The sequence below is a fragment of the Ornithinibacillus sp. 4-3 genome, assembly GCF_040958695.1.
Lineage (GTDB): Bacteria > Bacillota > Bacilli > Bacillales > Amphibacillaceae > CALAMD01.
Genome location: NZ_CP162599.1, coordinates 2,235,698 through 2,259,771, shown reverse-complemented (window position 1 = coordinate 2,259,771; position 24,074 = coordinate 2,235,698). Strand labels below are relative to the sequence as shown.

The window sequence follows — 24,074 nt, the reverse complement described above, 5'->3', positions numbered from 1 at the left end:
CTTATTGGAAGTTACTTATGAGTGTAACATATATAGTAGGAGGATTATTTTATGAGTAAAATCCGTGTTGCAATTAATGGATTAGGTCGTATTGGCCGTATGGTATTTCGTCAAGCAGTTGAAGATGATACATTAGAGGTTGTTGCTGTAAATGCAACATATCCGTCTGAAACTTTAGCACATTTAATCAAGTATGATAGTGTGCATGGTAAATTTGCTGGAGAAGTGAAGCCGTTAGAAAATGCTTTAGAAGTGAACGGTAAAAAAGTAATTATTACTAGTAATCGTGATCCTAAACAACTGCCATGGAAAGAACTAGAGATTGATGTAGTTCTTGAGGCAACTGGTAAATTCAATTCAAAAGAAAAGGCTAGTGCTCATTTAGAAGCAGGAGCTAAAAAAGTTCTTTTAACTGCGCCAGGAAGCAATGTTGATAAAACAATTGTTGTAGGTGTTAATGAAGAAGTATATGATCATGAGAATGACCATGTAATTTCTAATGCATCTTGTACAACAAACTGCCTAGCTCCAGTAGCTAAAGTTCTTAATGACAAGTTTACAATTAAAAATGGTTTGATGACAACAGTACATGCATTCACATCAGATCAAAACAACTTAGATAACCCGCATAAAGATTTACGTCGTGCAAGAGCGTGTTCTTTATCTATTGTACCGACTTCTACAGGAGCAGCAAGGGCGTTATCATTAGTGTTACCTGAATTAGAAGGTAAATTAGATGGTATGGCACTTCGCGTTCCTACACCAAACGTTTCTTTAGTAGATTTAGTTGTTGATCTAGAGAAATCTGTAACAAAAGAAGAAGTAAATGAAGCATTCAAACAAGCTGCAGAAAATGAATTAAAAGGAATTATTGACTTCAGCTTAGAACCATTAGTGTCAATTGATTACACAACATCTAATTATTCAGCTATTATTGATGGTTTAACGACAACAGTAATGGGCGAAAACAAAGTAAAAGTAATTGCTTGGTATGATAATGAGTGGGGTTACTCAAATCGTGTAATTGATTTAGCTAAATATGTTGGAAAACATTTCTAATATTATACTTATCTGAAAAAGGTTGCCATTTCTTAAGATGGTAGCCTTTTTTGTTGTCATTGGTAAAATATGTAGTAGAAGTTTTAGTATCTAAATACACTAACGATTCTTCTCTATAAACATATCAAGCTAAACCATGCTTATATATTTTTCCTTCGCTCATTTTGACAGAACATGTTAGAATTAATAGGTAAATAATATATATCGCCGAAACCAGTGTGAATTAAAATCAATAATTAAATATAACACATAGATGAAAAACAGAACGTGAAATAAGGAAATGGAGTTGCGCATATGAAGTGTTCCAATTGTCAAAATAAAAGTTCAAAAGTATTAGATTCTCGTCCAATTGAAGATGGTAGATCCATTCGAAGAAGAAGAGAATGTGAAAAATGCGGATTTCGTTTTACAACATTTGAAAGAATGGAAGAAGCTCCGTTGATTGTTGTGAAAAAAGATGGTGCAAGACAAGAGTACAGTAGAGAAAAACTAATTCGTGGTCTAATTAAAGCATGTGAAAAACGCCCTGTACCATTAGAAAAAATCGAAGCTATTGCTTTGGATGTTGAGAAAAAAATACGTAATATTGGTCGTTCAGAAATTGAGAGTAATGAAATTGGCGAAATGGTTATGGATTTACTAGCAAAAGTTGATGATGTAGCTTATGTTAGATTTGCATCGGTCTATCGCCAATTTAAAGATATATCTGTATTTCTAGATGAATTAAAAGATTTAATTGAAACAGATAGAAAAGGTACAACAGAATAAACGCTATTGTGATAGATCGACAAGAAAGGGGAATGGATAATGAATTTTATTGGTAAATTACTGCCAGTGGACGGATATGAAGTAATATTACATGATGATTTATCCATGAATTATTCCATTTCTTTAACCCATCTGTACCAACCATTAATTGGAATATATGCAGTATCTTTATATCAAACGCTTTTACATGAGAGTGAATTGAATCATCATTCCACACAAACACATCATACATTGATGAATTATTTAAATCTCCCATTAATTGATATTTATCAAGCGAGATTAAAATTAGAAGGAATTGGCTTATTACGCACACAAAAATCAGAGACAGATAAACATACGGTATATACTTATAAGTTAAACAGTCCATTCTCACCAAGGCAGTTTTTCGAGGATGGAATGCTTTCTGAACTGCTTTATCATCATATTGGTAAGGAAAAATATTTGAGTTTACAAAAGTATTTTCAGCTACCTTCTTCTGAATCAAGGGGTACGGATATAACTGCATCATTTGATCGGGTCTTTCAAACCTTCCAACCGTCATCTACACCGAAACCTGAACAAGAAGCCATGACTAGGCCAGAAAAGACGGTGAATCTCGATCTAGAGCAAGTTGATTATACATGGTTAGCACAAATGCTAACTCAGCGTATGATTCCAGTTAATCAAGTTTTAACTGCTGAGAATAAACGATTGATGACACAGCTATTGCATTTATACGGGCTTACAAATCAGGATATGGAAAAAGCAATTTTATGGGCATTAACAGATGAAAACACATTGAATAAAGAAGAATTTAAAAACGCTTGTCATGATTTATATCTGATGAAACAGCCAGCTAATCCAATTCGTTTAGAAACAAAAATGATGGAGAAACAACCGGTGGAAAATAAAAAATTCACTCAAGCTCCAACTAAGGAAGAGCAGCTCATTCAAAATTTAGAATTGATATCACCTAAACAATTATTAGAGGATATGTCTAGTGGGAATTATGCTTCCGAACAGGATTTAAAGCTTATTCGAGAGGTTATGGTAAATCAAGGCTTACCAGCACCTGTCATGAATGTATTAATTCATTATGTTTTATTACAATCAAATATGCGCTTATCCAAATCATATATCGAAACAATAGCAAGTCACTGGTCACGAGCGCATTTGACAACAGCTAGGGAAGCAATGAATTTTGCTAAACAAGAAATTGCTAAATCTCGTAATCCCAAGAAGCGAACTACTACTCGAAAATCTGTTTCAAATAGCACGGAAGTTGTTCCAGAATGGTTTAAAAATCGTGAAAAGAAAGAAAAGAAAGAAACGAAAACTAATAATCCAGAAATAGAAAAAGAATTAAAAGAGATGGCGGCTATTTTAGAAAGAGCTTCAAAGGATTAATAAATTATGCACGTATGAAGGTGGATATGAATGGAACCAATTAATACATCATTAAAAAAATGGATGCGTGAGAACAAAAATTTTGCCGAGCAATATGAAAAATTAAAACAGTTGGTGTTCAATAATCCGCATATTCAAACCTTTTTAGCGGAGCATCCGGAGCTTTCAGATAAAGTAATTCAAAGAAATATGAATAAGCTATATGAGTATATGTCACAAACTCATAATTGTGAGGCATGTAGTTCTCTTGGTACGTGCAAAAATATATTATCAGGTTATTATCCTGTTTTGTATGTACAAAATAATGATATTCATCTGACGTACCAAAAATGCCAAAATAAAATTGCAGATGAACAATTGAAATCACAACAACAATTGGTAGATAGTCTAGCGATCCCTAAAGAAGTTTTACATGCAAAGATGGAGAATATTTATCAAACACCTGAGCGTCTTAAAGTAATCCCCGAGCTTGTTGCATTTATTGAAAAAGCTAAAACTGGTACATTGCCAGAGAAGGGCATGTATTTGTATGGACCATTCGGTGTTGGAAAAACATATATTTTAGGTGTGATTGCGAATCGCTTAAAGGATTTGCATTATTCCTCTAGGCTAATCTATATGCCCGAGTTTGTACGTGAGATGCGTGAAGCGATAAATAATGATACATTAAATGCAAAAATAAATTATTATAAAACTGCTGATGCCTTAATGTTAGATGATATCGGGGCAGAAACACAATCCGCCTGGTTTCGAGATGAAATTCTAGGATCGATTTTACAATATCGTATGATGGAAGGACTTCCAGTATTTTTTACATCGAATTACAGTGTGAAGGAATTAGAAAAGAAACTGGCTGAAACCTCGCGTGGCGGTACGGAAACAGTGAAAGCAGGAAGAATTATTGAACGAATTAAAAAAGTTAGTAAAGAAATTCATCTCTTAGGAGATAATTATCGAAATGAAGATGGAGCAGAGTAGCATGTAATTGCCACTCTGCTTTTTTTGAGCGAAAGTTAACACAGACACTTTTGTTCTTTTTGCATCAATTTCTCCATATAATATAGCAGTTTATATGGAAGAAGGATGGTGCGTATTGTTAGATATTTATTTTAACTCTGAAAAAGAAAGAAAGTGTTTTGAAGTAAATTTGCTTCACATAGTAGAAACTCAAGAATTACAGTGGCAGACAGACGATAACCATACCGAAAGACTCCAATTATTTTACCCAAAAGAGAACCAAGCTATTGTCAATGATGTAATGCAGGCATTTATTCACGTATTTATTACGCATTATTTACCAGTAATCTTAGAAAAAATAATTCGTCGTCATTTTTATTATACGGATGAGGAAGAAGTACAACGAATTGTCACTATTGCCAATTCATTATTTGAACAGGAAATGGTAAGCACATCTAATGATAACCCTTTTCTAAAAAAGCTTTTTTATCCACAACTATTGGAAATGGATACTATTTATTTCCATTCTTTTCTTGCCTTCCGTGTACAATCTTGCCAAGAGGTATTTATCGAATTAATTGGAAAAGCAATTGATGAGTTTAAGATGGAAGAAGATCATCAAACATTCATTGAAGCAGTCCGAAAGTTCGCTGCCTCTCAAGGTGCAAAGATGCCACAAATTCATGTGGTACAAGGAGATCCATTTACTTTTTTTACAGAAAGTGGTAATAAGCTTACATATAAGGAATTACATACGATGATGCAGGCTGAACCACTTTATATTGTAGGATTAGATGAGAATGAAATGAACCTTGCTCCTTTACTGGCAATGTCTCCTGAGAAGATATTCATTTATGGTGAAAATCCTAGTGAAGCCAAAACATTGACAGTTATTAATATTTTTTTGGAAAAAGTAACTTTTAAGCCATTATCTCATTTTCCTTTTGTCCTAAATTAAGAAATTTAGATTTTTCGGTTGAATTAATTTTAAGGATTCTTTAGCTCAAAGAATGTCTTGGTCCTATCTTCATTGTTTAAGATATTAAAATTTCCCTTGGTGAAAAAACGAAATCGAAGAAGACTAAATCAATATGTCAGTATTTAACTAATTAAGCGAATCATCTCCAATCTCAATGAAGTAGATGGGGAAGATTCGCTTTTTAGAATGGTTGCAGATATATGAATAGAGATGTTGCAATCATAACTAATCAGTTTAATTTACTTAAATTCAAACTTGTTCTTTTCTCGAAATCAAATGAAAAAGTTAGTAACGTATTTCTTTTTAAAATCTATAATATAGTGGGAGCTAATCGCTCAACTAACGTATTGCTAAGGTGTTTATAAACTACAATATGACTGTAAAGGGAAAGGGAGCGGTGATATGCAAAATAATACAATAGAACCTTTTGCGCAGAGTGTAAGGTTTAAGGCTATCGTACTAATTTTATTTTTCATCCCGCCTTATTCACAGCTTCCATATGAAACGATTGAAACAACAGAAGTAATTGGACATATTATGAGTCAGCCACTTATCACAAATATAAACTTTTTTCTACCGATCGCAAAGCTATTATTATTATTTGCAGCAGCTATTATTTTTGTAAACCCGCGACGATTCACACGTTTGTTTTTAGGATATTATTCGTTTATTTTAATTATCGTTGGAGTATTTCAAAATATGTCTTTTACGGAGGAATATGGATTTGTTTGGTTAATCGGTAACACTATAATCATTTTAATAGCTGCAACTGCTTGTATGTATGATGTAATTAAACAAAAAACGGTATTTAATCGAGATAGTTTTGAGATTAAAAGATTATGGGTACTAGCACCAATGCTCTTGGCAATTTTAATGCCTTATGCGGTGAATGAACAAAATATAGCTGTACCTTCATTTGAACTATCAATGCTTATGAATGAGGCTGGAGTAACTTATTATATGATTACGCCTGTAATAATTGGAGTAATGTTACTCTTCTCAAAAGACATGCACATACCTACACTTTCTATTGTTTCCTTTACCGGATTAGTGATTGGGATAATGAACATATTGACGTGGTGTGGTTTTCAAACTCCAAATTGGTGGATGGGTGTACTACATTTACCTTTAGTTATTTTGTCATTTTATGGTTTGATTTTATGTAGAATTCGTCAATAGCTATTAGGCTTATTTTTCAAACAGATTGACTAGAAGCTGACAGGGATAGTCTTCCTAGGGGAGTGTATAAGAATAGTATCAGGTTGCTATTCCTGTAATAACGAATTATTTGTCAGGTGATAAGACGATTCTTGAAGTATTTTTATAAAACATGTAAAATTATAGTTGCATTTTATAATAAAAGGGATATAATATTCTGTATCAAAAGAATCATATATATTAAAAGTGATGAAAAGGACATGATTTTTGTATCTGTATTTATCAGAGAAGGAAGTCTTTGGCTGTGAGCTTCCCATTTACGTACAAGAATTACCACCTTTGAACTCTTCTATTGAAATGATAGTAGGTAGAAGCGCCAACTCTGCGTTAAGAATGAATGAAGCCATGAGGCATCTATTATGATGTTTTAGGGAAATTAGGGTGGAACCACGAATGAAATATAACTCGTCCCTATGCAATATTAACTTGCATAGTCGGACGAGTTTTTTGCTTTTTTAAAAAATAAATGTAGCTAAGTTAAACTACATACAAAAAAGGGGTAGTGTAAACAAATGAGCCAAATTACAATTGTTTTTCCAGATGGAGCAGCAAAGGAGTTTCCTCAAGGTACTACAGGTGAAGAAATCGCAGGATCTATTTCTTCAGGCTTGAAGAAGCAAGCATTAGCAATTAAATTAGACGGTAATCTTGTAGATTTAAAGCGTGAATTAACAGAAGGTGGAAAAATCGAAATTATTACATCCAAATCACCTGAAGGTATTGATATTATGCGCCATTCTACTGCACATCTTCTAGCTCAGGCAATTAAGCGTTTATATAAGGATGTTAGCTTCGGTGTTGGTCCAACTATTGAAGAAGGGTTCTATTATGATATTGATTTAGATCAATCTATTACACCTGAAGACCTTCCGAAAATTGAAAAAGAAATGAAACGTATTGTCGATGAAAATCTAGAGATTAAGCGCATAGAAGTTTCTCGTGAAGAAGCAATTCGTATGTTTAAGGAAATTGGAGACGACTTAAAGCTTGAATTAATTGAGGCGATTCCAGAGGATGAGCAAGTGACTATTTATCAACAGGGAGAGTTCTTTGATTTATGTCGTGGAGTTCATGTTCCATCTACAAGTAAAATTAAAGCATTTAAATTATTAAGTATTTCTGGCGCATATTGGCGTGGAGATAGCAATAACAAACAATTGCAACGTATATATGGTACTGCTTTTGAAAAGCAAAGCCAATTAGAGGAGTATTTACAGATTTTAGAAGATCGTAAAGAACGCGATCATCGTAAGCTTGGCAAGGAGCTTGAAATCTTTACAATTAATCAAAAGGTAGGGCAAGGTTTACCAATATGGTTACCAAAAGGTGCTACAATTCGTCGTCAGATTGAACGTTATATCGTTGACCTAGAGGAAAGATTAGGCTATAGCCATGTGTATACACCTGTTTTAGCTAATGTTGATTTATACAAAACAAGCGGGCATTTAGATCATTATGAAGATGATATGTTCCCAACAATGCAAATGGATAATGAAGAATTAGTGCTTCGTCCAATGAACTGTCCACACCATATGATGGTCTTTAAAAATCAGCTATGGAGCTATCGTAATTTACCAGTTCGTATTGCTGAGCTTGGTACAATGCATCGTTATGAAATGTCAGGTGCATTAGCTGGACTACAACGTGTACGTGCGATGACATTAAATGATGCACATATTTTTGCCCGTCCTGATCAATTAAAGGATGAGTTTATTCGAGTGGTAGAGTTAGTTCAGAATGTATATAAAGATTTCGGCATCGATGATTATTATTTCCGTCTATCTTATCGTGATCCAGAGGATAAAGAGAAGTATATTGATAATGATGAGATGTGGGAGAAAACTCAAAGCCTTCTAAAAGAAACAATGGAGGATATGAACTTAGATTATGTAGAAGCTGAAGGAGAAGCAGCATTTTATGGCCCTAAACTAGATGTTCAAGTGAAAACAGCATTAGGTAAAGACGAAACATTATCTACTGTACAAATTGATGTACTCTTGCCAGAGCGTTTTGATCTAACATATATTGGTGAAGATGGTAAAGAACATCGTCCAGTTGTTATTCACCGCGGTGTAGTTTCTACAATGGAACGTTTTGTTGCATTTTTACTTGAAGAATACAAAGGTGCATTCCCAGTATGGTTGGCTCCTGTTCAGGTGAAAGCTATTCCTGTTTCATTAGAAGCACATATGGCTTATGCCGAAGACTTAGCAGAGCAATTAATAAGAGCAGGTATCCGTGTAGAAATAGACAAGCGTGAAGAAAAACTAGGCTATAAGATTCGTGAAACACAAACACAAAAAATTCCATTTACTCTTGTACTAGGGGATAAAGAAGTGGAAGCAAATGAAGTAAATATTCGTCGTTATGGAAAAAATGAAACAGAAACACTTTCTGTAGAAGCATTTATTGAGCTTGTTCAAGAAGAAGTAAATAATAAAACATTATTACAATAATTCAAGTAAAGTAATATGATTCTTAATGCAGCATGGCTAGAAAACAGTAAATAAGCTATTGACAAGTTTTCTAGCCTTTGCTAATATATAGTAGTTAACTTAAAATGATCTTAGACAAGTAGGAGCGCCCGCTTCTCACCTGTCCAACGCTTCTTAGGCAGTTGGCTGGTTCCAAGGATTCTAATTTAGACTATTGGAGACGTGTGGGTGTTGATGCCCGCACTTTTTTTATGGCAATGTATGAAAATGTTTCTTGCATTTTCTAACCATATGCTTGTCCGTGACAGATCAATATTAGCTTTTTACAATGTAAGAAGAAATATTTGGAGGTGGATGGATATTAGCAAAGATATGAATGTTAATGAAAAAATCCGTGCAAAAGAAGTTCGTTTGATTGACTCAAATGGTGATCAACTAGGAGTGAAATCTCGTCAAGAGGCACTTGAGATTGCGAATACTCGTAATCTAGACTTAGTATTAGTTGCTCCAGGTGCAAAGCCCCCTGTATGTCGTATTATGGACTATGGTAAGTTCAGATATGAACAACAGAAGAAAGAGCAAGAAGCACGGAAGAAGCAAAAGACGATCCAAGTAAAAGAAGTTCGCTTCACACCTGGAATCGGTGACCATGACTTCAATACGAAGCTTAGAAATGCAAGAAAGTTTCTAACAAATGGTGACAAAGTAAAAGCATCAGTTCGTTTCCGCGGACGTGCAATTACGCATAAAGATTTAGGTAGAGAAGTTTTAGATCGTTTAGCTGAAGAAGTTAAAGACATCGCAGTTGTTGAGTCTAAAGCTAAAATGGAAGGTCGTAACATGTTTATGATGCTTGGGCCTTCAACAGACAGTAGCAACAAATAAATTGGAGGTTTTTTAATTATGTCAAAGATGAAAACACATAAAGGTACTCAAAAGCGTTTTAAAAGAACTGGCTCAGGTAAATTAAAACGTTCTCATGCATATACAAGTCACTTATTTGCTAACAAGTCTCAAAAGCAAAAGCGTAAATTACGTAAATCTTCACTTGTTTCAGCAGGAGATCAAAGACGTATTGATACAATGCTTCCTAGATAATAGGATCGTATTTGGAAACATAAATATTGAAAATCGAAAAGAGTTACAACTAGGAGGAAAAAAATATGGCACGTGTTAAAGGTGGAACGGTTACGCGTCAACGTCGTAAACGTATTTTAAAATTAGCTAAAGGTTACTATGGTTCAAAACATACACTATTCAAAACAGCTAAACAACAAGTAATTAAATCTGGTCAATATGCTTATCGTGACCGCAGACGTAAAAAGCGTGATTTCCGTAAATTATGGATTTCAAGAATTAATGCTGCAGCGCGTATCAATGATATTTCTTACAGCAAATTGATGCACGGATTAAAATTAGCAGGTATTGAAGTTAACCGTAAAATGCTTGCTGAGCTTGCTATTTCTGATGAAAAAGCATTTGCTCAAATCGTTGACCAAGCAAAAACTGCATTAAACAACTAATTTATTCTATAAAAGGATCAAATCAATTATTGGTTTGGTTCTTTTTTGTTTGTAAAAATGAAGTGGGAATCAAATTATCTGTATAAATGCTGCAATTATCACTTTTGTTTCAAGAATTGAACAAACTATTAATCACGAAATAACTAATTATGAATGATCTGAGATACGGCGAATTTCTCTAAAGTGAAGAAACATAGATTCTTACAACAAAAAAATGAATATACAAATGTAGACACTTTAAAAGTTGAGGTACCTATTTATCCTAAATCTTATACATCTTCATTTTATGGTATGCTTAAATAAATGGGCTACAAAAGGAGCTTTGTTATGAACAGGATAAATTTAATTTGTTTAGGCGTTTCTAATTTAGAAAAGTCACTATCATTTTACAAAAGTATTGGTTTTCAAACTTTGGCAAAAAATGATGCACCTATCGTATTTTTTAATAATCAAGGAAGTAAATTAGAACTATATCCAATCGAAGAATTAGCAAAAGACATCAATGCAGATAACCCACCAGAAATTAATTCTAATAAGTTTTCTGGTATCACATTAGCCTGCAATATGAAATCAAAGCAAGAAGTAGACGACTTAATGTTACGTGTAAAAGAGGTTGGTGGAGTCATTGTCAAAGAGCCACAAATAGTTGATTGGGGCGGATATAGTGGTTACTTTCGAGATCCTGATGGCTACTATTGGGAAGTTGCTTCTGGCGGTGATTGGAAGTTTGATGAAAATGATATGTTAGTAATTGATTTTTAGAAGATTGATATATGAATTTGAATATGCAATGAGCAGACACTTCAAAAAATGGGGTGTCTATCTTTGATTAAACATATAGAAAATACTGAGTATCTCCTTTCTGCATGATGATTATGTCGATAGCCTCCTTTGGCACTTTTACATAATCAAGTACTTTCTCTTTGACAGGATAGGAAATTCACTTATTTCTCCATCATGATAAAGTAATTGATCCAAAGAAATAGCAAATAATGTAGCGATAGCATTGCAGTTAATCATATCTGGAAGAGATTCTCCGTTTTCTCGCTTAGCAAATGCTTGTCTAGTACCACTAAATTTTTTCATCCTGCTCTTCTTGCAAGTAATTCCTTGCTAAAGTAATTTTGTTCATCATTCCCTACTCTTTCATTTAGTATATTTTTTTATGTACAAGAGACAACCCATTTTGGATAACCATTTATGTTAAAGCAAGTAAAAATAAAAAAATCCTCTTGCACCTAACGTAACGTGAGGTGATATGATAAAGTTATTAATTGAGAGGAGATTTGAGACGGAAATGAAAAAGGAGACATTTTCCATTAGTGAATTTGCCAAATCTACAGGTGTATCTGTAAGGACATTGCATTATTATGATGAGAAAAATATATTAAATCCAAAACGCGATGAACATACAGGGCATCGTGTTTATGAAAAAGAAGATATGATTCAGTTACATAAGATTATGACTATGAAATTTTTAGGGATGAGCTTGGATGATATCAAGAAATATATGCAACCAGATACCTTTGATCTAAGCTTTATTGATACGTTAAGGTTACAGGAATCAAAGTTAATCAAAGATAAGGAACAGATTGATATTGCTTTAGAGGCTATTCAACGAACAGTGTATCTTTTAGAAAATGAAAAAGAAGTGGATCAAGCTGTGCTCATCAGCTTACTGGCTAGTATGCAAAATGAGAAGAAGCAGGAGGAGCTATCAAAAGGAATTATTAAGGATGAAATTATAAAGAAAATGTTCCCGCAGGCACCTGAGGAAAAGATGCTCTTTGAACAGAAAATATTAGCATTTTATAAGCAGGTCAAGGAGCATTGTGGGAAGCCTGCAGATGACCCAGATGTTAAACAAATGTTAGATGATTTTTTCCAACTTATCCTGGAAGTTGTAGATATGGATTCTTTGAAAGAATTAACAGAGATTTTTTCCTTGGATATTGAGGACAAAGCGAATGAACAAAGGCTAGAAGCATATGTTGAAGAAATTGAGCGTCTTGTTCCAACTCCGATCACAGAAGAGGAAGAAGCATGGCTTGAGCAAGTAACAACAAATTATATGGGTCCATTATGGGATGAGGAAGAAGGAGAGGATTAAATGGAATCATCAAAACAATCATCAAGTAATTTTATGAAGCTTTTACTATCCACAAGAATTCCGAAGCTTGTTTTAATATTAGGTTTAATAGGAAGTATACTGACCACACTAGTGGGACTTACGATTCCACTTTTAACAAGAGAGCTAGTAGACGGATTTTCCATCGCTGATTTAGACTGGCGTTTTATTGCTCTAATTATTGGTGTATTTATTGCACATGCTTTAGTAGATGGGTTATCAGCTTATGCACTTGCTTATGTTGGGCAGAAGGTTGTTGCAAGGCTGAGAGAAATTTTATGGAAAAAGCTGATCCGCCTTCCGGTTCCTTATTTCCAAAAGCAGCCAAGTGGGGAGTCTGTTAGTCGTGTTATTAATGATACGGGGATTGTAAAGGATTTGGTTTCTCAGCATTTCCCACAGTTTATTTCCGGTCTGATTTCTATTATTGGAGCAGTTATTATTCTCCTTTTCATGGATTGGAAAATGACATTAATTATGTTTATTGCTGTTCCAATTACATTGGCTGTAATGCTACCACTAGGAAATCGAATGGCCAAAGTATCCCGCAGTCTTCAGGATCAGACGGCTAATTTCCAAGGGGAAATTCAACAGACAGTTAGTGAAATTAGATTAATGAAATCTTCTACAGCAGAGCAGAAGGAAGAGAAGCGTGGCTTGCAGGGGATTTTCAAGCTATTGCAGACAGGCTTGAAAGAGGCGAAAATTTTCTCTGTTATTGCACCATTTATGTATATGATTGTAATGCTTGTTATTGTCATGATTATTGGTTATGGTGGTATCCGTGTAGAACAAGGGACCATGACGACTGGATCACTTGTTGCGTTTCTTTTATATTTATTTCAAATCGTCTTTCCTATTACAACATTTGCAATGTTCTTTACGGAATTACAAAAAGCAAAAGGGGCTACGGAAAGGATTTCAGAAATTTTGCAAGAAGAAGAGGAAGAGGTATTGCCTGGATCTGAAAAACAAATTGGTGACCTACCATTAGAATTTAAAGAAGTTAGCTTTTCTTATGAAGAGGGAGAACGGGTTTTAAATAAGATATCATTTTCTGCTGCGCCCGGAGAAATGGTCGCATTTGCTGGGCCAAGCGGCGGTGGGAAAACCACAGTATTTGGCTTGATTGAACGTTATTATGAGCCGAATGAAGGTGTTATTTTACTTGGCGGTGAATCAATCCAAGATATTTCCTTGGCATCTTGGCGTTCTCAACTCGGATATGTATCACAAGAGAGCTCGATGATGTCTGGAACTATTCGTGATAATTTGACATATGGATTAGAAAATGCGGATGAAATTGCGGATGAAAAGCTTTGGGCAGTAGCGGAAATGGCTTATGCTGCGCAGTTTATTAAAGAGCTACCAAATGGAATGAATACCCAAGTCGGCGAGCGAGGCACGAAATTATCAGGTGGACAGCGACAGCGTATTAATATTGCTAGAGCTTTCTTGCGCGATCCGAAGATTTTATTGCTGGATGAAGCAACAGCTAGTCTTGACAGCCAATCAGAGCAGGTTGTACAAAAAGCCTTACAGCGATTGATGGAAGGAAGAACGACATTTGTGATTGCCCATCGTTTAGCAACGATTATTGATGCAGACCAAATAATCTTTATTGAAAATGGAGAAATCACTGGAAAAGGAACACATCAGGAATTAATAAAATCACATGAGCTGTATCGTTCGTTTGCTGAACAACAGTTGACATAAATCAAATCAAATAAAACTGATGCAGAGTAAAAAAGATTGCGTAAAAGCAATCTTTTTTTATTTCTTATTTTTAAAGTCACTATTTCATTATATGCATGATGATAAGGAAAGTAGTTTATGCTTGTTGTTAGTATTACCAGGTCTAAATACGTTTGAAAATTGGAAAATCATAAAGAGCTAATCATATTATATTCAAATGTAAACTTGAATGTATGAAGGGAATAATATAATATATATTCAAATGAGTATTTGAACAAAGGTGGAGTGATCAATTTGGTAAAAAAAGATATGTGTGAAGTTTACTGTTATGATGAGGAAAAAGTTAATCGGATACAAGAAGAATTACAAAATGAAGATTTATCTCGTGTTTCTCAATTATTCAAAGTACTTGCAGATGAAAATAGAACAAAAATATCTTACGCCTTATGTATAGATGATGAGTTATGTGTATGTGACATTGCAAATATTATAGGATCATCTGTCGCAACTGCCTCTCACCATTTACGAACACTTCATAAACAAAAAATTGTGAAGTACCGAAAGGAAGGAAAACTTGCTTTTTATTCCTTGGATGATGATCATATTAAGCAACTAATTTCTATTACGTTAATCCATCAGAAAGAAGCGAAAGTAAATGTCTGAATCACTTTCGAAAGAAGAAATAAAAACTTATCGTGTACAAGGTTTTAGTTGTGCAAGTTGTGCAAAGACTTTTGAAAATAATGTAAAGAAAATACAAGGTGTGGAAAACGCTGAAGTAAATTTTGGAGCTTCAAAAATTTATGTAAAAGGGAGAACAACCATTGAGGAACTAGAAAGAGCAGGAGCATTTGAAAATTTAAAGGTGCGAGGTGAAAAAGAACAAAAAGTAGATTATCCACCTTTTTGGAAACAAAAAGAGAATATAAAGGTCTATATTTCAGCTCTATTACTCCTGGTTAGTTGGTTTTTAGGAAAACAAATAGAAGAAGCTCATATCTTTGTGACTATTGGGTATGCAACGTCTATTCTAATTGGTGGTTACACACTCTTTATTAAAGGTCTTAGAAATCTCATTAGATTACAATTCGATATGAATACACTAATGACCATTGCGATTATTGGGGCAGCTATCATAGGCGAATGGTTAGAAGGGGCGACGGTTGTTATCCTTTTTGCCATTAGTGAAGCATTGGAGCGTTATTCCATGGATAAAGCTCGTCAATCCATCGAGTCCTTAATGGATATTGCACCAAAAGAAGCCTTAATTCGTCGAGAAAATCAAGAAATGAGTATCCATGTGGAAGATATTCAAATTGGCGATATTATGATTGTAAAACCTGGTCAGAAATTAGCGATGGATGGAACAGTTTTTAAAGGAACCTCTACCTTAAACCAAGCTGCCATTACAGGTGAAAGTGTTCCTATTACAAAAACAATAGATGATGAAGTTTTTGCTGGAACATTAAATGAAGAAGGCTTGCTGGAGGTTAGAGTAACAAAGAGAGTGGAAGATACCACGCTTTCAAAAATTATCTACCTTGTAGAGGAAGCGCAAGCAGAACGAGCACCTTCTCAAACATTTGTTGATAAATTTGCTAAATACTATACTCCGGCTATTGTCATTTTAGCTATGTTGATTGCTGTTATCCCCCCATTAATTATTGGTGGGGATTGGAGTACATGGGTTTATCAAGGTCTAGCTGCACTTGTAGTTGGTTGTCCTTGTGCCTTGGTTATTTCTACTCCCGTTGCTGTAGTGACTGCCATTGGAAATGCTGCTAAAAATGGTGTGTTAATTAAAGGTGGTGTCTACTTAGAAGAAACGGGAAATCTTAAAGCCATTGCTTTTGATAAAACAGGAACATTAACAAAAGGCGTCCCTTCTGTCACAGATATTGTAACGTATAGCAGAAGCGAAGACGAACTATTGATTATTACAGCAGCAATTGAAAAAGGCTCACAACACCCTCTTGCCTCCGCTATTATAAGAAAGGTGGAAGAAAAAGGATTACATTTCAACAATATATCTATGAAAGAATTTCAATCGATTACAGGAAAGGGCGTTAAAGCAAGGATAAATCATGAAATATATTATGTTGGAAGCCCAAGTCTTTTTGAAGGATTGCATAATCAAATAAGTAATAAACAAAAAGAAACGATTATCGATTTACAAACGGCAGGAAAAACGGTGATGATTTTAGGAACAGAAACAGAGATCCTTGCATTTATTGCAGTTGCAGATGAAGTAAGAGGATCATCCAAAGCAGTCATAAGTAAATTAAAACAACTTGGTATCGAAACAGTCATGCTGACAGGTGATAACCAACGAACTGCAAAAGCAATTGGTCAACAAGTTGGGGTTACGGATGTTAAAGCGGATTTATTGCCAGAAGATAAGTTGACTTACATTAAAGAATTTCGAGAAAAACATCAAAATGTAGCAATGATTGGTGATGGTGTAAATGATGCTCCAGCACTTGCAGCTTCTACGGTTGGAGTAGCCATGGGCGGCGCAGGAACTGATACAGCCCTAGAAACAGCAGATATTGCTCTTATGTCGGATGATTTGAATAAGCTACCATATACTGTTCAGTTAAGCCGAAAAGCATTAATGATTATCAAGCAGAATATTATCTTCTCTCTGGGTATTAAAGCTATTGCTTTACTGTTAGTCGTTCCTGGGTGGTTAACATTGTGGATAGCGATATTTGCAGATATGGGAGCGACATTACTTGTGACATTAAACAGTTTACGATTATTGAGGATAAAGAAATGAGAAATTCTATGGCATATGATGTAATAATAATTGGTGGCGGGCAAGCTGGTTTAGCTATGGGATTTTCACTAAAACGAAAAAGCATTCCTTTCGTCATTCTTGATGAGAATGAACAATCTGGTATGTCTTGGCGAAATCGTTATGATTCATTACGTTTATTTACTCCCAGAAGCTACAGTCAATTACATGGTTTTCATTTAAAAGGTGATCCAAAAGGATTTCCAGATAAAAATGAAATTGCAGATTATTTATCTACTTTCATAATACATAATGAATTGCCCATAATTTATCAGCAAAAGGTCGTCAAATTAACCCAGAATGAGAAACAACAGTTTTTAGTCATCACTCAAAATAAAACGTATAAAGCTAAACAAATAGTTATTGCTACTGGTGCTTTTTATACTCCTTTTGTTCCAAATATTCATGATGGCACAGCAAGCTTTGCAATCCATGCTTCTAAATATCGGAACCCTTCTCAAATACCAAATGGGAATGTGTTAATCGTAGGTGCTGGTAATACGGGTGTTCAAATTGCTGCGGAATTGAGTAAAACACATCAAGTTATACTATCACAAAGCAAACCAATGAAAAGTTTTCCTCAAAATATTGCTGGACGAAGTCTCTTTTGGTGGTTAGAAACATTCCGAATTGGTCAGGCAAAGCCAGATTCTTTTGTAGGAAAAATGTTAAGGAAAAGAGAGCCTTTAATAGGGAATGACTACAAAACAGTTCAAAATAATGCAAAAATTGTAGGCAAGTTAAGCGAAATTAAAGATGGTAAGGCATTCTTTAATAATGGTATTTCTAAACAAATACAAAATGTGATATGGGCAACTGGTTATCGAAATGATTATTCATGGATACAAATTGATGGAATTTTAAATGGTCATGGCAAACCATTACACGCTTTGGGTGTTACGAATGTAGTTGGGTTGTATTTCATAGGGTTAAGTTGGCAGAGTAGAAGAAGTTCAGCCCTTATATATGGCGTTAGTGATGATGCAAAATATATAGCTCAGAAAATACAGGAACTGGAAGTAAAATAGTAAACTAATGTAGTTATGAGATAGTGGTTTAACATCAATTAACATTCACAATGGATCCATTCAGTGCTAATATAAGTGCAAACTTACATTCATTCGTTAAGCATTCTATTATTGTGAAATGAAGCTCGTGACTGTTTCCAATCCTTATAAATCAGTTATATCTTGTACTTTTTTGTAAAAACTAAGCACAAGCCAGGGAGGGAAATAATGGATACAATCCTAATGTCTTATTTACTTATCATCAATCTTATTGCATTGCTCACTATGGCAATAGATAAACAAAAAGCAAGACGCCGCAAGCAAAGAATTTCTGAGAATTCACTTTGGTTTCTTTCCGTGATTGGTGGAGCTCTTGGGGTGTGGATAGGTATGTATCTATGGCGTCATAAGACGAAGCATCGGCAATTTGTACTTGGTGTACCTATACTTTTCTTGATACAAGCAGCATTGCTTCTATATTATTACTTCTCATAAGCGCCTATCTTCCAACATATATATCAAAGAGAAAGTGGTTTGATTTTACATGATGGGAGAGACAGCGATGGAATCTATTCATGAGCATTTATATTACCTCATTCATCATCAAGTTTATGATGCGGTCATTTTATTTATATTTATCCATATTATTCGTCCATTTTTATTTATTCCAGCTATTGTGCTTTGTATTGCTGGAGGCGTTATTTTTGGACCAATTACAGGAATCATACTATCATTAATTGGTTTTGTCTTATCAAGTTTTATCTTTTATTTAGCGATGAGCACATATCCAAATGCAATGAAAAAATTGATTCAAATGAAGCAGAAGTTATTTGGTAAGTATACACATCTCTCAGTAGGGTATATTACAATGCTTCGCCTTATTCCATTTATGCATTTTCAATTATTAGCATTTTGTATTTTGGAGCAGTCTGGAAACTTCAAGGAATATATAAAAAATACGATTTTAAGTACCGTACCCTTTGTATGTATTTATACAATTGTAGGTAAAAGCATAAATGAACACTTTAGCCTTTATAGCATGATTTTGCTAATGATTGTAATCCTCATGATGCTTAGTAACAGAAAGAAATTACAGCGTCTCAGATGGAATGAGTTTTTTATTTAAAAGAAACATTCATCCGATATATGATAAACTAAAAGGAACATAAATGTAGAAAGAGGTTTTACTTGTGGAATGGAATAAACTATTTGCGATGCAGAAAGAATTAGACTCCTATATTGAGGAAAATAAGCAACTAACAGAAAGAGATGATTTATTTACAAAAAAAATCTTAGCATTATTAGTAGAACTTGGTGAATTAGCAAATGAAACTCGTTGCTTTAAATTTTGGAGTTCCAAAGCAAGTAGTGAACGCTCAGTAATTTTAGAAGAATATGTTGATGGTGTGCATTTTATATTATCCTTAGGCATTGAAAAAGGTTTCACAATTGATGGGCTATATGTAGAAAAAGCTAAAAATGGGCAAACAGAACAGTTTCTTGATGTGTTTGAAAAGGTGCTTCAGTTTCAAAAGAATCCAAATCAATCAAGCTATAATGAGCTTATGATTTCTTATTTACAGCTTGGAGCATTGCTTGGTTTTTCCGAAGAAGATGTGCAGCAAGCATATGTTGAAAAAAATGAAGTTAATTTCGCAAGACAGGACCAAGGGTATTAATTTTCTTATTCAATAAAATAGCGTTATAATTAGGAAAACATATACTATAGGAGGATTATTTCGTATGGATGAAACATTAAAAATGTTTAAAGCATTAACTGATGCAAATGCAATTTCTGGACATGAAAAAGAAGCAAGAGATGTAATGGAAAAATATATTACACCATATGCAGATAAAGTCTATACAGATAATTTAGGTAGTTTAATTGCGGAAAAGACTGGTAACGCGAATGGTCCCAAAGTAATGATTGCTGGGCATTTAGATGAAATTGGTTTTATGGTTACTCGAATCGATAAGGATGGATTTATTTATTTCCAGACAATTGGTGGCTGGTGGAGTCAGGTGATGCTTGCTCAACGTGTAACAATCATGACGAGAAAAGGCAATGTAACAGGTGTAATTGGTTCAAAGCCTCCACATATTTTATCAGCTAAAGAACGTAATAAAACAGTGGAAATTAAAGATATGTTTATTGATGTGGGTGCAATGAATAAGGAAGAAGCTGAAGAATTTGGGATAAGACCAGGAGATTCAGTTGTGCCATATTTTGAATTTGTACCACTAAAAAATGAAAAAATGTTATTAGCTAAGGCTTGGGATAACCGAATTGGTTGTGCGATTGCAATTGAGGTATTGAAACGACTACAAGACGAACAGCATCCAAATACAGTATATGGGGTAGGTACTGTTCAAGAAGAAGTAGGACTTCGTGGTGCTCGTACATCAGCACATGCAATCAAGCCAGATATTGCCTTTGCTGTTGATGTTGGTGTAGCAGGGGATACGCCAGGTGTATCAGATAAAGAGGCTGATAGCAAGCTTGGAGAAGGACCGCAAATCATTTTGTATGATGCATCTGCAATTTCTCATAAAGGACTTCGTGATTTAGTTATCGAAGTGGCGGATGAGAAGGAAATTCCTTATCAATACAGCTCTATACCAGGTGGTGGAACAGATTCGGGAACGATTCATCTTACTGCAAATGGTGTACCATCTGTCTCCATTACGATTGCAACACGTTATATTCACTCACATGCTGCTATTTTGCATCGAGATGATTTTGAAAACGCAGTGAAACTATTTGTGGAAGTCATTAAACGTTTAGATTATGATACAGTAAAAAGACTTATATTAGCTTAAAATATCAAAGAACAGAGCGATGAAATTTCATACGCTCTGTTCTTTTTAGGCATAATATTGGTTCAATACTTTTTTTACATAGTTTTGAGTTTCTTTAAATGGTGGAATGCCATTATATTTATTTACATTGCCTGGACCAGCATTATAAGCTGCTAATGCAAGCTCAATATTGTTGTCATAACGATCCAGCATTTCACGCAAATATTTTGTACCACCATCGATATTTTGTGCATTATCATATCGATTAGTAACACCTAAATATTTTGCAGTAGCTGGCATCAATTGCATTAATCCGGCAGCACCAGCATGGCTTTTCACATTTGGATTATAATTTGATTCTGTTTTAATAACAGAATGAATTAATTTTTCATCTATATTATATTTAGTAGCGGCTTCCTGAATAATACTATTAAAAGGGGTATTTGGTACATCCCCAGAACTTATTTGAGATTGTTTAGTTAACTGCTCCATAACAATTGGATTACTTGGAATAGGTGCAGTAGTTGGTAAATCTAAGGGTGTAGGAGTATAAGAAACATGCGAGTTCGGAGTCTCATTATGCTCGCCTATTTGATTTTTCCATATCGCCATATTGATTTTATCTTGAAGCATTTGTTGAAATGAGAGATCAACAATAGGAGAATGCATGGAAAATGAATCTGCATTCGAATTTAAAATAGACATTGCTTGATATTGCATAATGGATTGATAATCTTTAACAAGCATTGGTTTACTCCTTCTTCAAAATGCTGAAGAATCCTCTAGAAAAGGCTATAACATTGGTTTTCCTCGCACTTATATCATACTGTGCATCAGTAAATTAATCAAGCTTCAATTAACTTGTTAATTGTTCTTTAATTCCTTGTTCTAAAGAATCAACCATCGTTTTTCTCTGCTCTGTGTCTGATTCAGCCCAAATTAATTCAAATAGGTAGCCTAAACCAGGTAATGTCTTTTCTTCACCTGATTGAATTGCTTCCTTAATTGTAGCTTCCAGTTGCTCATGATCGTTTGTAGACAAGTTAGCAAGAATTGCTTTACGAATATTTAAATCCAATTTTATTCCTCCAATATCATTAATAGATTTTTAAAAAGCTGATAAAGCTATATCTTCTAATAGTTTGACCGAAGTATATAAAAATATGTATGATGAATGAATAATATATGGAATAGGATGGAAAAGATGATTACATCGATTCAAAATCAAAAAGTAAAACAATGGAATAAATTAAAAACAAAAAAAGAACGAATAAAGACAAGTAGTTTTCTTATTGAAGGTTTTCACTTAGTTGAAGAAGCATGGAAAAGCAATTGGCAAATTCATGAAATTATTCTTCAAGAAAACATACCGCTTCCAAGCTGGTGTGAGAATTTTCCAGTGGAAATTGTAACAGAGTCTGTATTTAAAACAATTGCTCAAACTACCACTCCACAAGGAATTGCGGCAGTTATAAGCATGAAAAAATATCATACTTACACTGGGAATCAGGTTCTACTAGTGGATGAAATTCAAGACCCGGGAAATTTAGGGACAATCATTCGTACAGCAGATGCTGCTGGATTTGCTACTATTATTTTAGGCAAAGGTACTGTTGATATGTATAATGAAAAAGTCATTCGTGCAACACAGGGATCATTATTTCATATCCCCGTAATCGAAGCAGACTTGCAGGAGGAAATTACGAAGCTGAAGCAAAATGATTTTGCGATTTGGGCTGCAACTTTAGAGAATGCAGTTCATTATACAGAATTAGCCGTTCCTGAAAAAACGGCTTTAATTGTCGGTAATGAAGGTGCAGGAATCAATTCAAATGTGATGAATTTAGCTGATCAAGGAGTTAAAATTCCGATTTATGGGAAAGCAGAATCGTTAAATGTTAGCATTGCTGCAGCGATTTTGATGTATTATATTAAGAATTAACTTGCAATCCCTATTGATATTTCTTATAATGGACACGACGAAATCAAATATATAAAAGCAATGAAGGAACAAAGTAACGGTATGTTAACAAGTTTAGGGAGGAGATGCCATGACTGAAAGCATTTCTATTGTGTTATCGTTATGATTCACTCTGGAGCTGACACCAGGATTTGAAAGACTATTTATATGTTTTTCAATAAAGGTGTTCTGGATTATTAATCCATTATCAATGCGAAGTTGAGTACATAAATTGTACTAACAAGGGTGGTACCGCGAATGTTAACCTCGTCCCTTTTTTGGGGATAGGGGTTTTTTTATTTTTAAAAGGAGGTTTTCTAGTTGAAGGAACAGTTGGTAGAGATTCAAAAAGAAGCTTTAGCTAAAGTGGCTGAAGTAGAAACATTAAAAGAATTACAAGAGATTCAGGTTGCCTTTCTAGGAAGAAAAGGTTCTATTACTACCGTGTTAAGAGGGATGGGGAAATTATCGGCTGAGGAACGCCCAGTTATTGGTGAATTAGCAAACAATGTCCGAGAAGAAATCTCAGGAGCTATTCAAGGTAAGCAAACAGTGCTTGAGGAAGCTGCTCTAGAAGAACAATTACAAAAAGAGGCGATCGATGTTACTTTACCAAGCTATCCTGTGAAGTTTGGAGGACCTCATATTTTAACTTCCATTATTGAAGACATTGAAGATTTATTCATTGGTCTAGGGTTTGAAGTAAGAGAAGGTCCAGAGGTAGAAACAGATTATTATAATTTTGAAGCGTTAAATTTACCAAAAGGTCATCCAGCTCGTGATATGCAAGACACTTTCTATATTACGAATGAATTATTATTAAGAACACATACATCACCTGTTCAGGCTCGTACAATGCAAGCATATAAAGGACAGCAACCTGTTCGTATGATTTGTCCAGGAAAAGTGTATCGTCGTGATAATGATGATGCAACACATTCTCATCAATTTAACCAGATTGAAGGATTGTATGTAGATAAGAATGTACGTATGAGTGATTTAAAAGGAATTTTGACAGAATTTGCGAAGCATATGTTTGGGCAAGATCGTGATATTCGTTTACGACCAAGCTTTTTCCCATTCACAGAGCCATCTGTTGAAATGGATATATCATGTAAAGTGTGTAATGGAAAAGGATGCTCTGTATGTAAAGGAACAGGTTGGATTGAAATTTTAGGAGCAGGCATGGTACATCCAAAGGTTTTAGAGATGGCAGGCTATGATACTAAGGTATATAGTGGGTTTGCTTTTGGAATGGGACCAGACCGAATTGCAATGCTAAAATACGGGATCGATGATATCCGTCAATTCTATACAAATGATATTAGATTTTTAAAACAGTACCATAAGGCATAAGGAGGTA

General features: G+C 34.5%; 25 protein-coding genes and 3 other annotated features. Of the genes, 22 read left to right on the top strand and 3 right to left on the bottom strand.

Translation table 11 applies throughout. The features are described 5' to 3' along the window. The first annotated feature begins 51 nt into the window (after positions 1 to 51). From AB4Y30_RS11105 to AB4Y30_RS11055, 11 genes are all read left to right on the top strand, one after another. A complete protein-coding gene (locus AB4Y30_RS11105) occupies positions 52 to 1,059 on the top strand; it encodes a glyceraldehyde-3-phosphate dehydrogenase (RefSeq protein WP_368652301.1) in 1,008 nt (335 codons plus the stop codon). A 294-nt stretch (positions 1,060 to 1,353) separates the two neighbouring features. Further along, positions 1,354 to 1,827, top strand: coding sequence for a transcriptional regulator NrdR (gene nrdR, locus AB4Y30_RS11100; RefSeq protein ID WP_368652300.1), 474 nt, complete (start codon positions 1,354 to 1,356; stop codon positions 1,825 to 1,827). Positions 1,828 to 1,866: 39 nt separating this feature from the next. Next, positions 1,867 to 3,213 carry a replication initiation and membrane attachment family protein gene (locus AB4Y30_RS11095; RefSeq protein WP_368652299.1) on the top strand — a complete coding sequence of 449 codons (1,347 nt, stop codon included), beginning with the start codon at positions 1,867 to 1,869 and terminating at the stop codon, positions 3,211 to 3,213. 30 nt (positions 3,214 to 3,243) lie between these two features. After that, positions 3,244 to 4,191 (top strand): primosomal protein DnaI, encoded by a 948-nt coding sequence (gene dnaI, locus AB4Y30_RS11090; protein WP_368652298.1) that lies wholly within the window; start codon positions 3,244 to 3,246, stop codon positions 4,189 to 4,191. A gap of 115 nt (positions 4,192 to 4,306) precedes the next feature. Continuing rightward, a complete protein-coding gene (ytxC, locus tag AB4Y30_RS11085; RefSeq protein ID WP_368652297.1) occupies positions 4,307 to 5,128 on the top strand; it encodes a sporulation protein YtxC in 822 nt (273 codons plus the stop codon). 423 nt (positions 5,129 to 5,551) lie between these two features. Further along, a complete protein-coding gene (locus AB4Y30_RS11080) occupies positions 5,552 to 6,328 on the top strand; it encodes a hypothetical protein (RefSeq protein ID WP_368652296.1) in 777 nt (258 codons plus the stop codon). 219 nt (positions 6,329 to 6,547) lie between these two features. Continuing rightward, positions 6,548 to 6,783, top strand: a binding site (T-box leader). Between the two features lie 96 nt (positions 6,784 to 6,879). After that, entirely contained in the window at positions 6,880 to 8,823 is a 1,944-nt protein-coding gene (gene thrS, locus AB4Y30_RS11075) for a threonine--tRNA ligase (RefSeq protein WP_368652295.1), read from the top strand. A 110-nt stretch (positions 8,824 to 8,933) separates the two neighbouring features. Further along, positions 8,934 to 9,058, top strand: a sequence feature (ribosomal protein L20 leader region). 116 nt (positions 9,059 to 9,174) lie between these two features. After that, on the top strand, positions 9,175 to 9,687 hold the full coding sequence (infC, locus tag AB4Y30_RS11070) for a translation initiation factor IF-3 (RefSeq protein WP_368655216.1): 513 nt from the start codon (positions 9,175 to 9,177) through the stop codon (positions 9,685 to 9,687). 18 nt (positions 9,688 to 9,705) lie between these two features. Continuing rightward, on the top strand, positions 9,706 to 9,900 hold the full coding sequence (gene rpmI, locus AB4Y30_RS11065; RefSeq protein WP_368652294.1) for a 50S ribosomal protein L35: 195 nt from the start codon (positions 9,706 to 9,708) through the stop codon (positions 9,898 to 9,900). A gap of 65 nt (positions 9,901 to 9,965) precedes the next feature. Beyond that, positions 9,966 to 10,325, top strand: a complete 360-nt coding sequence (rplT, locus tag AB4Y30_RS11060) for a 50S ribosomal protein L20 (RefSeq protein WP_368652293.1) — start codon at positions 9,966 to 9,968, stop codon at positions 10,323 to 10,325. 327 nt (positions 10,326 to 10,652) lie between these two features. Further along, a complete protein-coding gene (locus AB4Y30_RS11055; RefSeq protein WP_368652292.1) occupies positions 10,653 to 11,087 on the top strand; it encodes a VOC family protein in 435 nt (144 codons plus the stop codon). 138 nt (positions 11,088 to 11,225) lie between these two features. On the opposite strand, the gene AB4Y30_RS11050 is transcribed toward AB4Y30_RS11055, so the two are convergent. Further along, the gene (locus AB4Y30_RS11050) at positions 11,226 to 11,411 is read right to left on the bottom strand and encodes a hypothetical protein (RefSeq protein WP_368652291.1); all 186 of its coding nucleotides are present in this window, start codon (positions 11,409 to 11,411) and stop codon (positions 11,226 to 11,228) included. A 211-nt stretch (positions 11,412 to 11,622) separates the two neighbouring features. Between AB4Y30_RS11050 and AB4Y30_RS11045 the strand changes: the two genes are divergently transcribed. The 9 genes from AB4Y30_RS11045 (at position 11,623) to AB4Y30_RS11005 (ending at position 20,772) form a co-directional block, all read left to right on the top strand. Further along, positions 11,623 to 12,435: a MerR family transcriptional regulator gene (locus AB4Y30_RS11045; protein WP_368652290.1), complete on the top strand. Its 813-nt coding sequence runs from the start codon at positions 11,623 to 11,625 to the stop codon at positions 12,433 to 12,435. Continuing rightward, on the top strand, positions 12,436 to 14,169 hold the full coding sequence (locus tag AB4Y30_RS11040; RefSeq protein ID WP_368652289.1) for an ABC transporter ATP-binding protein: 1,734 nt from the start codon (positions 12,436 to 12,438) through the stop codon (positions 14,167 to 14,169). It abuts the gene before it with no gap. Positions 14,170 to 14,442: 273 nt separating this feature from the next. Next, the gene (locus AB4Y30_RS11035; RefSeq protein ID WP_368652288.1) at positions 14,443 to 14,811 is read left to right on the top strand and encodes an ArsR/SmtB family transcription factor; all 369 of its coding nucleotides are present in this window, start codon (positions 14,443 to 14,445) and stop codon (positions 14,809 to 14,811) included. Next, a complete protein-coding gene (locus AB4Y30_RS11030) occupies positions 14,804 to 16,927 on the top strand; it encodes a heavy metal translocating P-type ATPase (RefSeq protein WP_368652287.1) in 2,124 nt (707 codons plus the stop codon). The genes AB4Y30_RS11035 and AB4Y30_RS11030 overlap by 8 nt, the downstream gene beginning before the upstream one ends. Beyond that, on the top strand, positions 16,846 to 17,973 hold the full coding sequence (locus tag AB4Y30_RS11025; protein WP_368652286.1) for a flavin-containing monooxygenase: 1,128 nt from the start codon (positions 16,846 to 16,848) through the stop codon (positions 17,971 to 17,973). The genes AB4Y30_RS11030 and AB4Y30_RS11025 overlap by 82 nt, the downstream gene beginning before the upstream one ends. A 207-nt stretch (positions 17,974 to 18,180) precedes the next feature. Next, positions 18,181 to 18,447 carry a DUF1294 domain-containing protein gene (locus tag AB4Y30_RS11020; protein WP_368652285.1) on the top strand — a complete coding sequence of 89 codons (267 nt, stop codon included), beginning with the start codon at positions 18,181 to 18,183 and terminating at the stop codon, positions 18,445 to 18,447. 67 nt (positions 18,448 to 18,514) lie between these two features. After that, on the top strand, positions 18,515 to 19,078 hold the full coding sequence (locus tag AB4Y30_RS11015; protein ID WP_368652284.1) for a TVP38/TMEM64 family protein: 564 nt from the start codon (positions 18,515 to 18,517) through the stop codon (positions 19,076 to 19,078). A gap of 64 nt (positions 19,079 to 19,142) precedes the next feature. Beyond that, on the top strand, positions 19,143 to 19,631 hold the full coding sequence (locus AB4Y30_RS11010; protein ID WP_368652283.1) for a dUTP diphosphatase: 489 nt from the start codon (positions 19,143 to 19,145) through the stop codon (positions 19,629 to 19,631). A 64-nt stretch (positions 19,632 to 19,695) separates the two neighbouring features. Then, positions 19,696 to 20,772: a M42 family metallopeptidase gene (locus AB4Y30_RS11005; RefSeq protein ID WP_368652282.1), complete on the top strand. Its 1,077-nt coding sequence runs from the start codon at positions 19,696 to 19,698 to the stop codon at positions 20,770 to 20,772. 45 nt (positions 20,773 to 20,817) lie between these two features. On the opposite strand, the gene AB4Y30_RS11000 is transcribed toward AB4Y30_RS11005, so the two are convergent. Together AB4Y30_RS11000 and sspI are read right to left on the bottom strand one after the other, a co-directional pair. Then, entirely contained in the window at positions 20,818 to 21,498 is a 681-nt protein-coding gene (locus tag AB4Y30_RS11000) for a lytic transglycosylase domain-containing protein (protein ID WP_368652281.1), read from the bottom strand. 109 nt (positions 21,499 to 21,607) lie between these two features. Then, on the bottom strand, positions 21,608 to 21,829 hold the full coding sequence (gene sspI, locus AB4Y30_RS10995; protein WP_368652280.1) for a small acid-soluble spore protein SspI: 222 nt from the start codon (positions 21,827 to 21,829) through the stop codon (positions 21,608 to 21,610). Between the two features lie 126 nt (positions 21,830 to 21,955). Here sspI and AB4Y30_RS10990 point away from each other — a divergent pair, with 126 nt between their 5' ends. Further along, positions 21,956 to 22,693 carry a TrmH family RNA methyltransferase gene (locus tag AB4Y30_RS10990; RefSeq protein WP_368652279.1) on the top strand — a complete coding sequence of 246 codons (738 nt, stop codon included), beginning with the start codon at positions 21,956 to 21,958 and terminating at the stop codon, positions 22,691 to 22,693. Positions 22,694 to 22,744: 51 nt separating this feature from the next. Continuing rightward, positions 22,745 to 22,989: a binding site (T-box leader), on the top strand. Between the two features lie 43 nt (positions 22,990 to 23,032). Then, a complete protein-coding gene (pheS, locus tag AB4Y30_RS10985; RefSeq protein WP_368652278.1) occupies positions 23,033 to 24,067 on the top strand; it encodes a phenylalanine--tRNA ligase subunit alpha in 1,035 nt (344 codons plus the stop codon). Positions 24,068 to 24,074 lie beyond the last annotated feature (7 nt).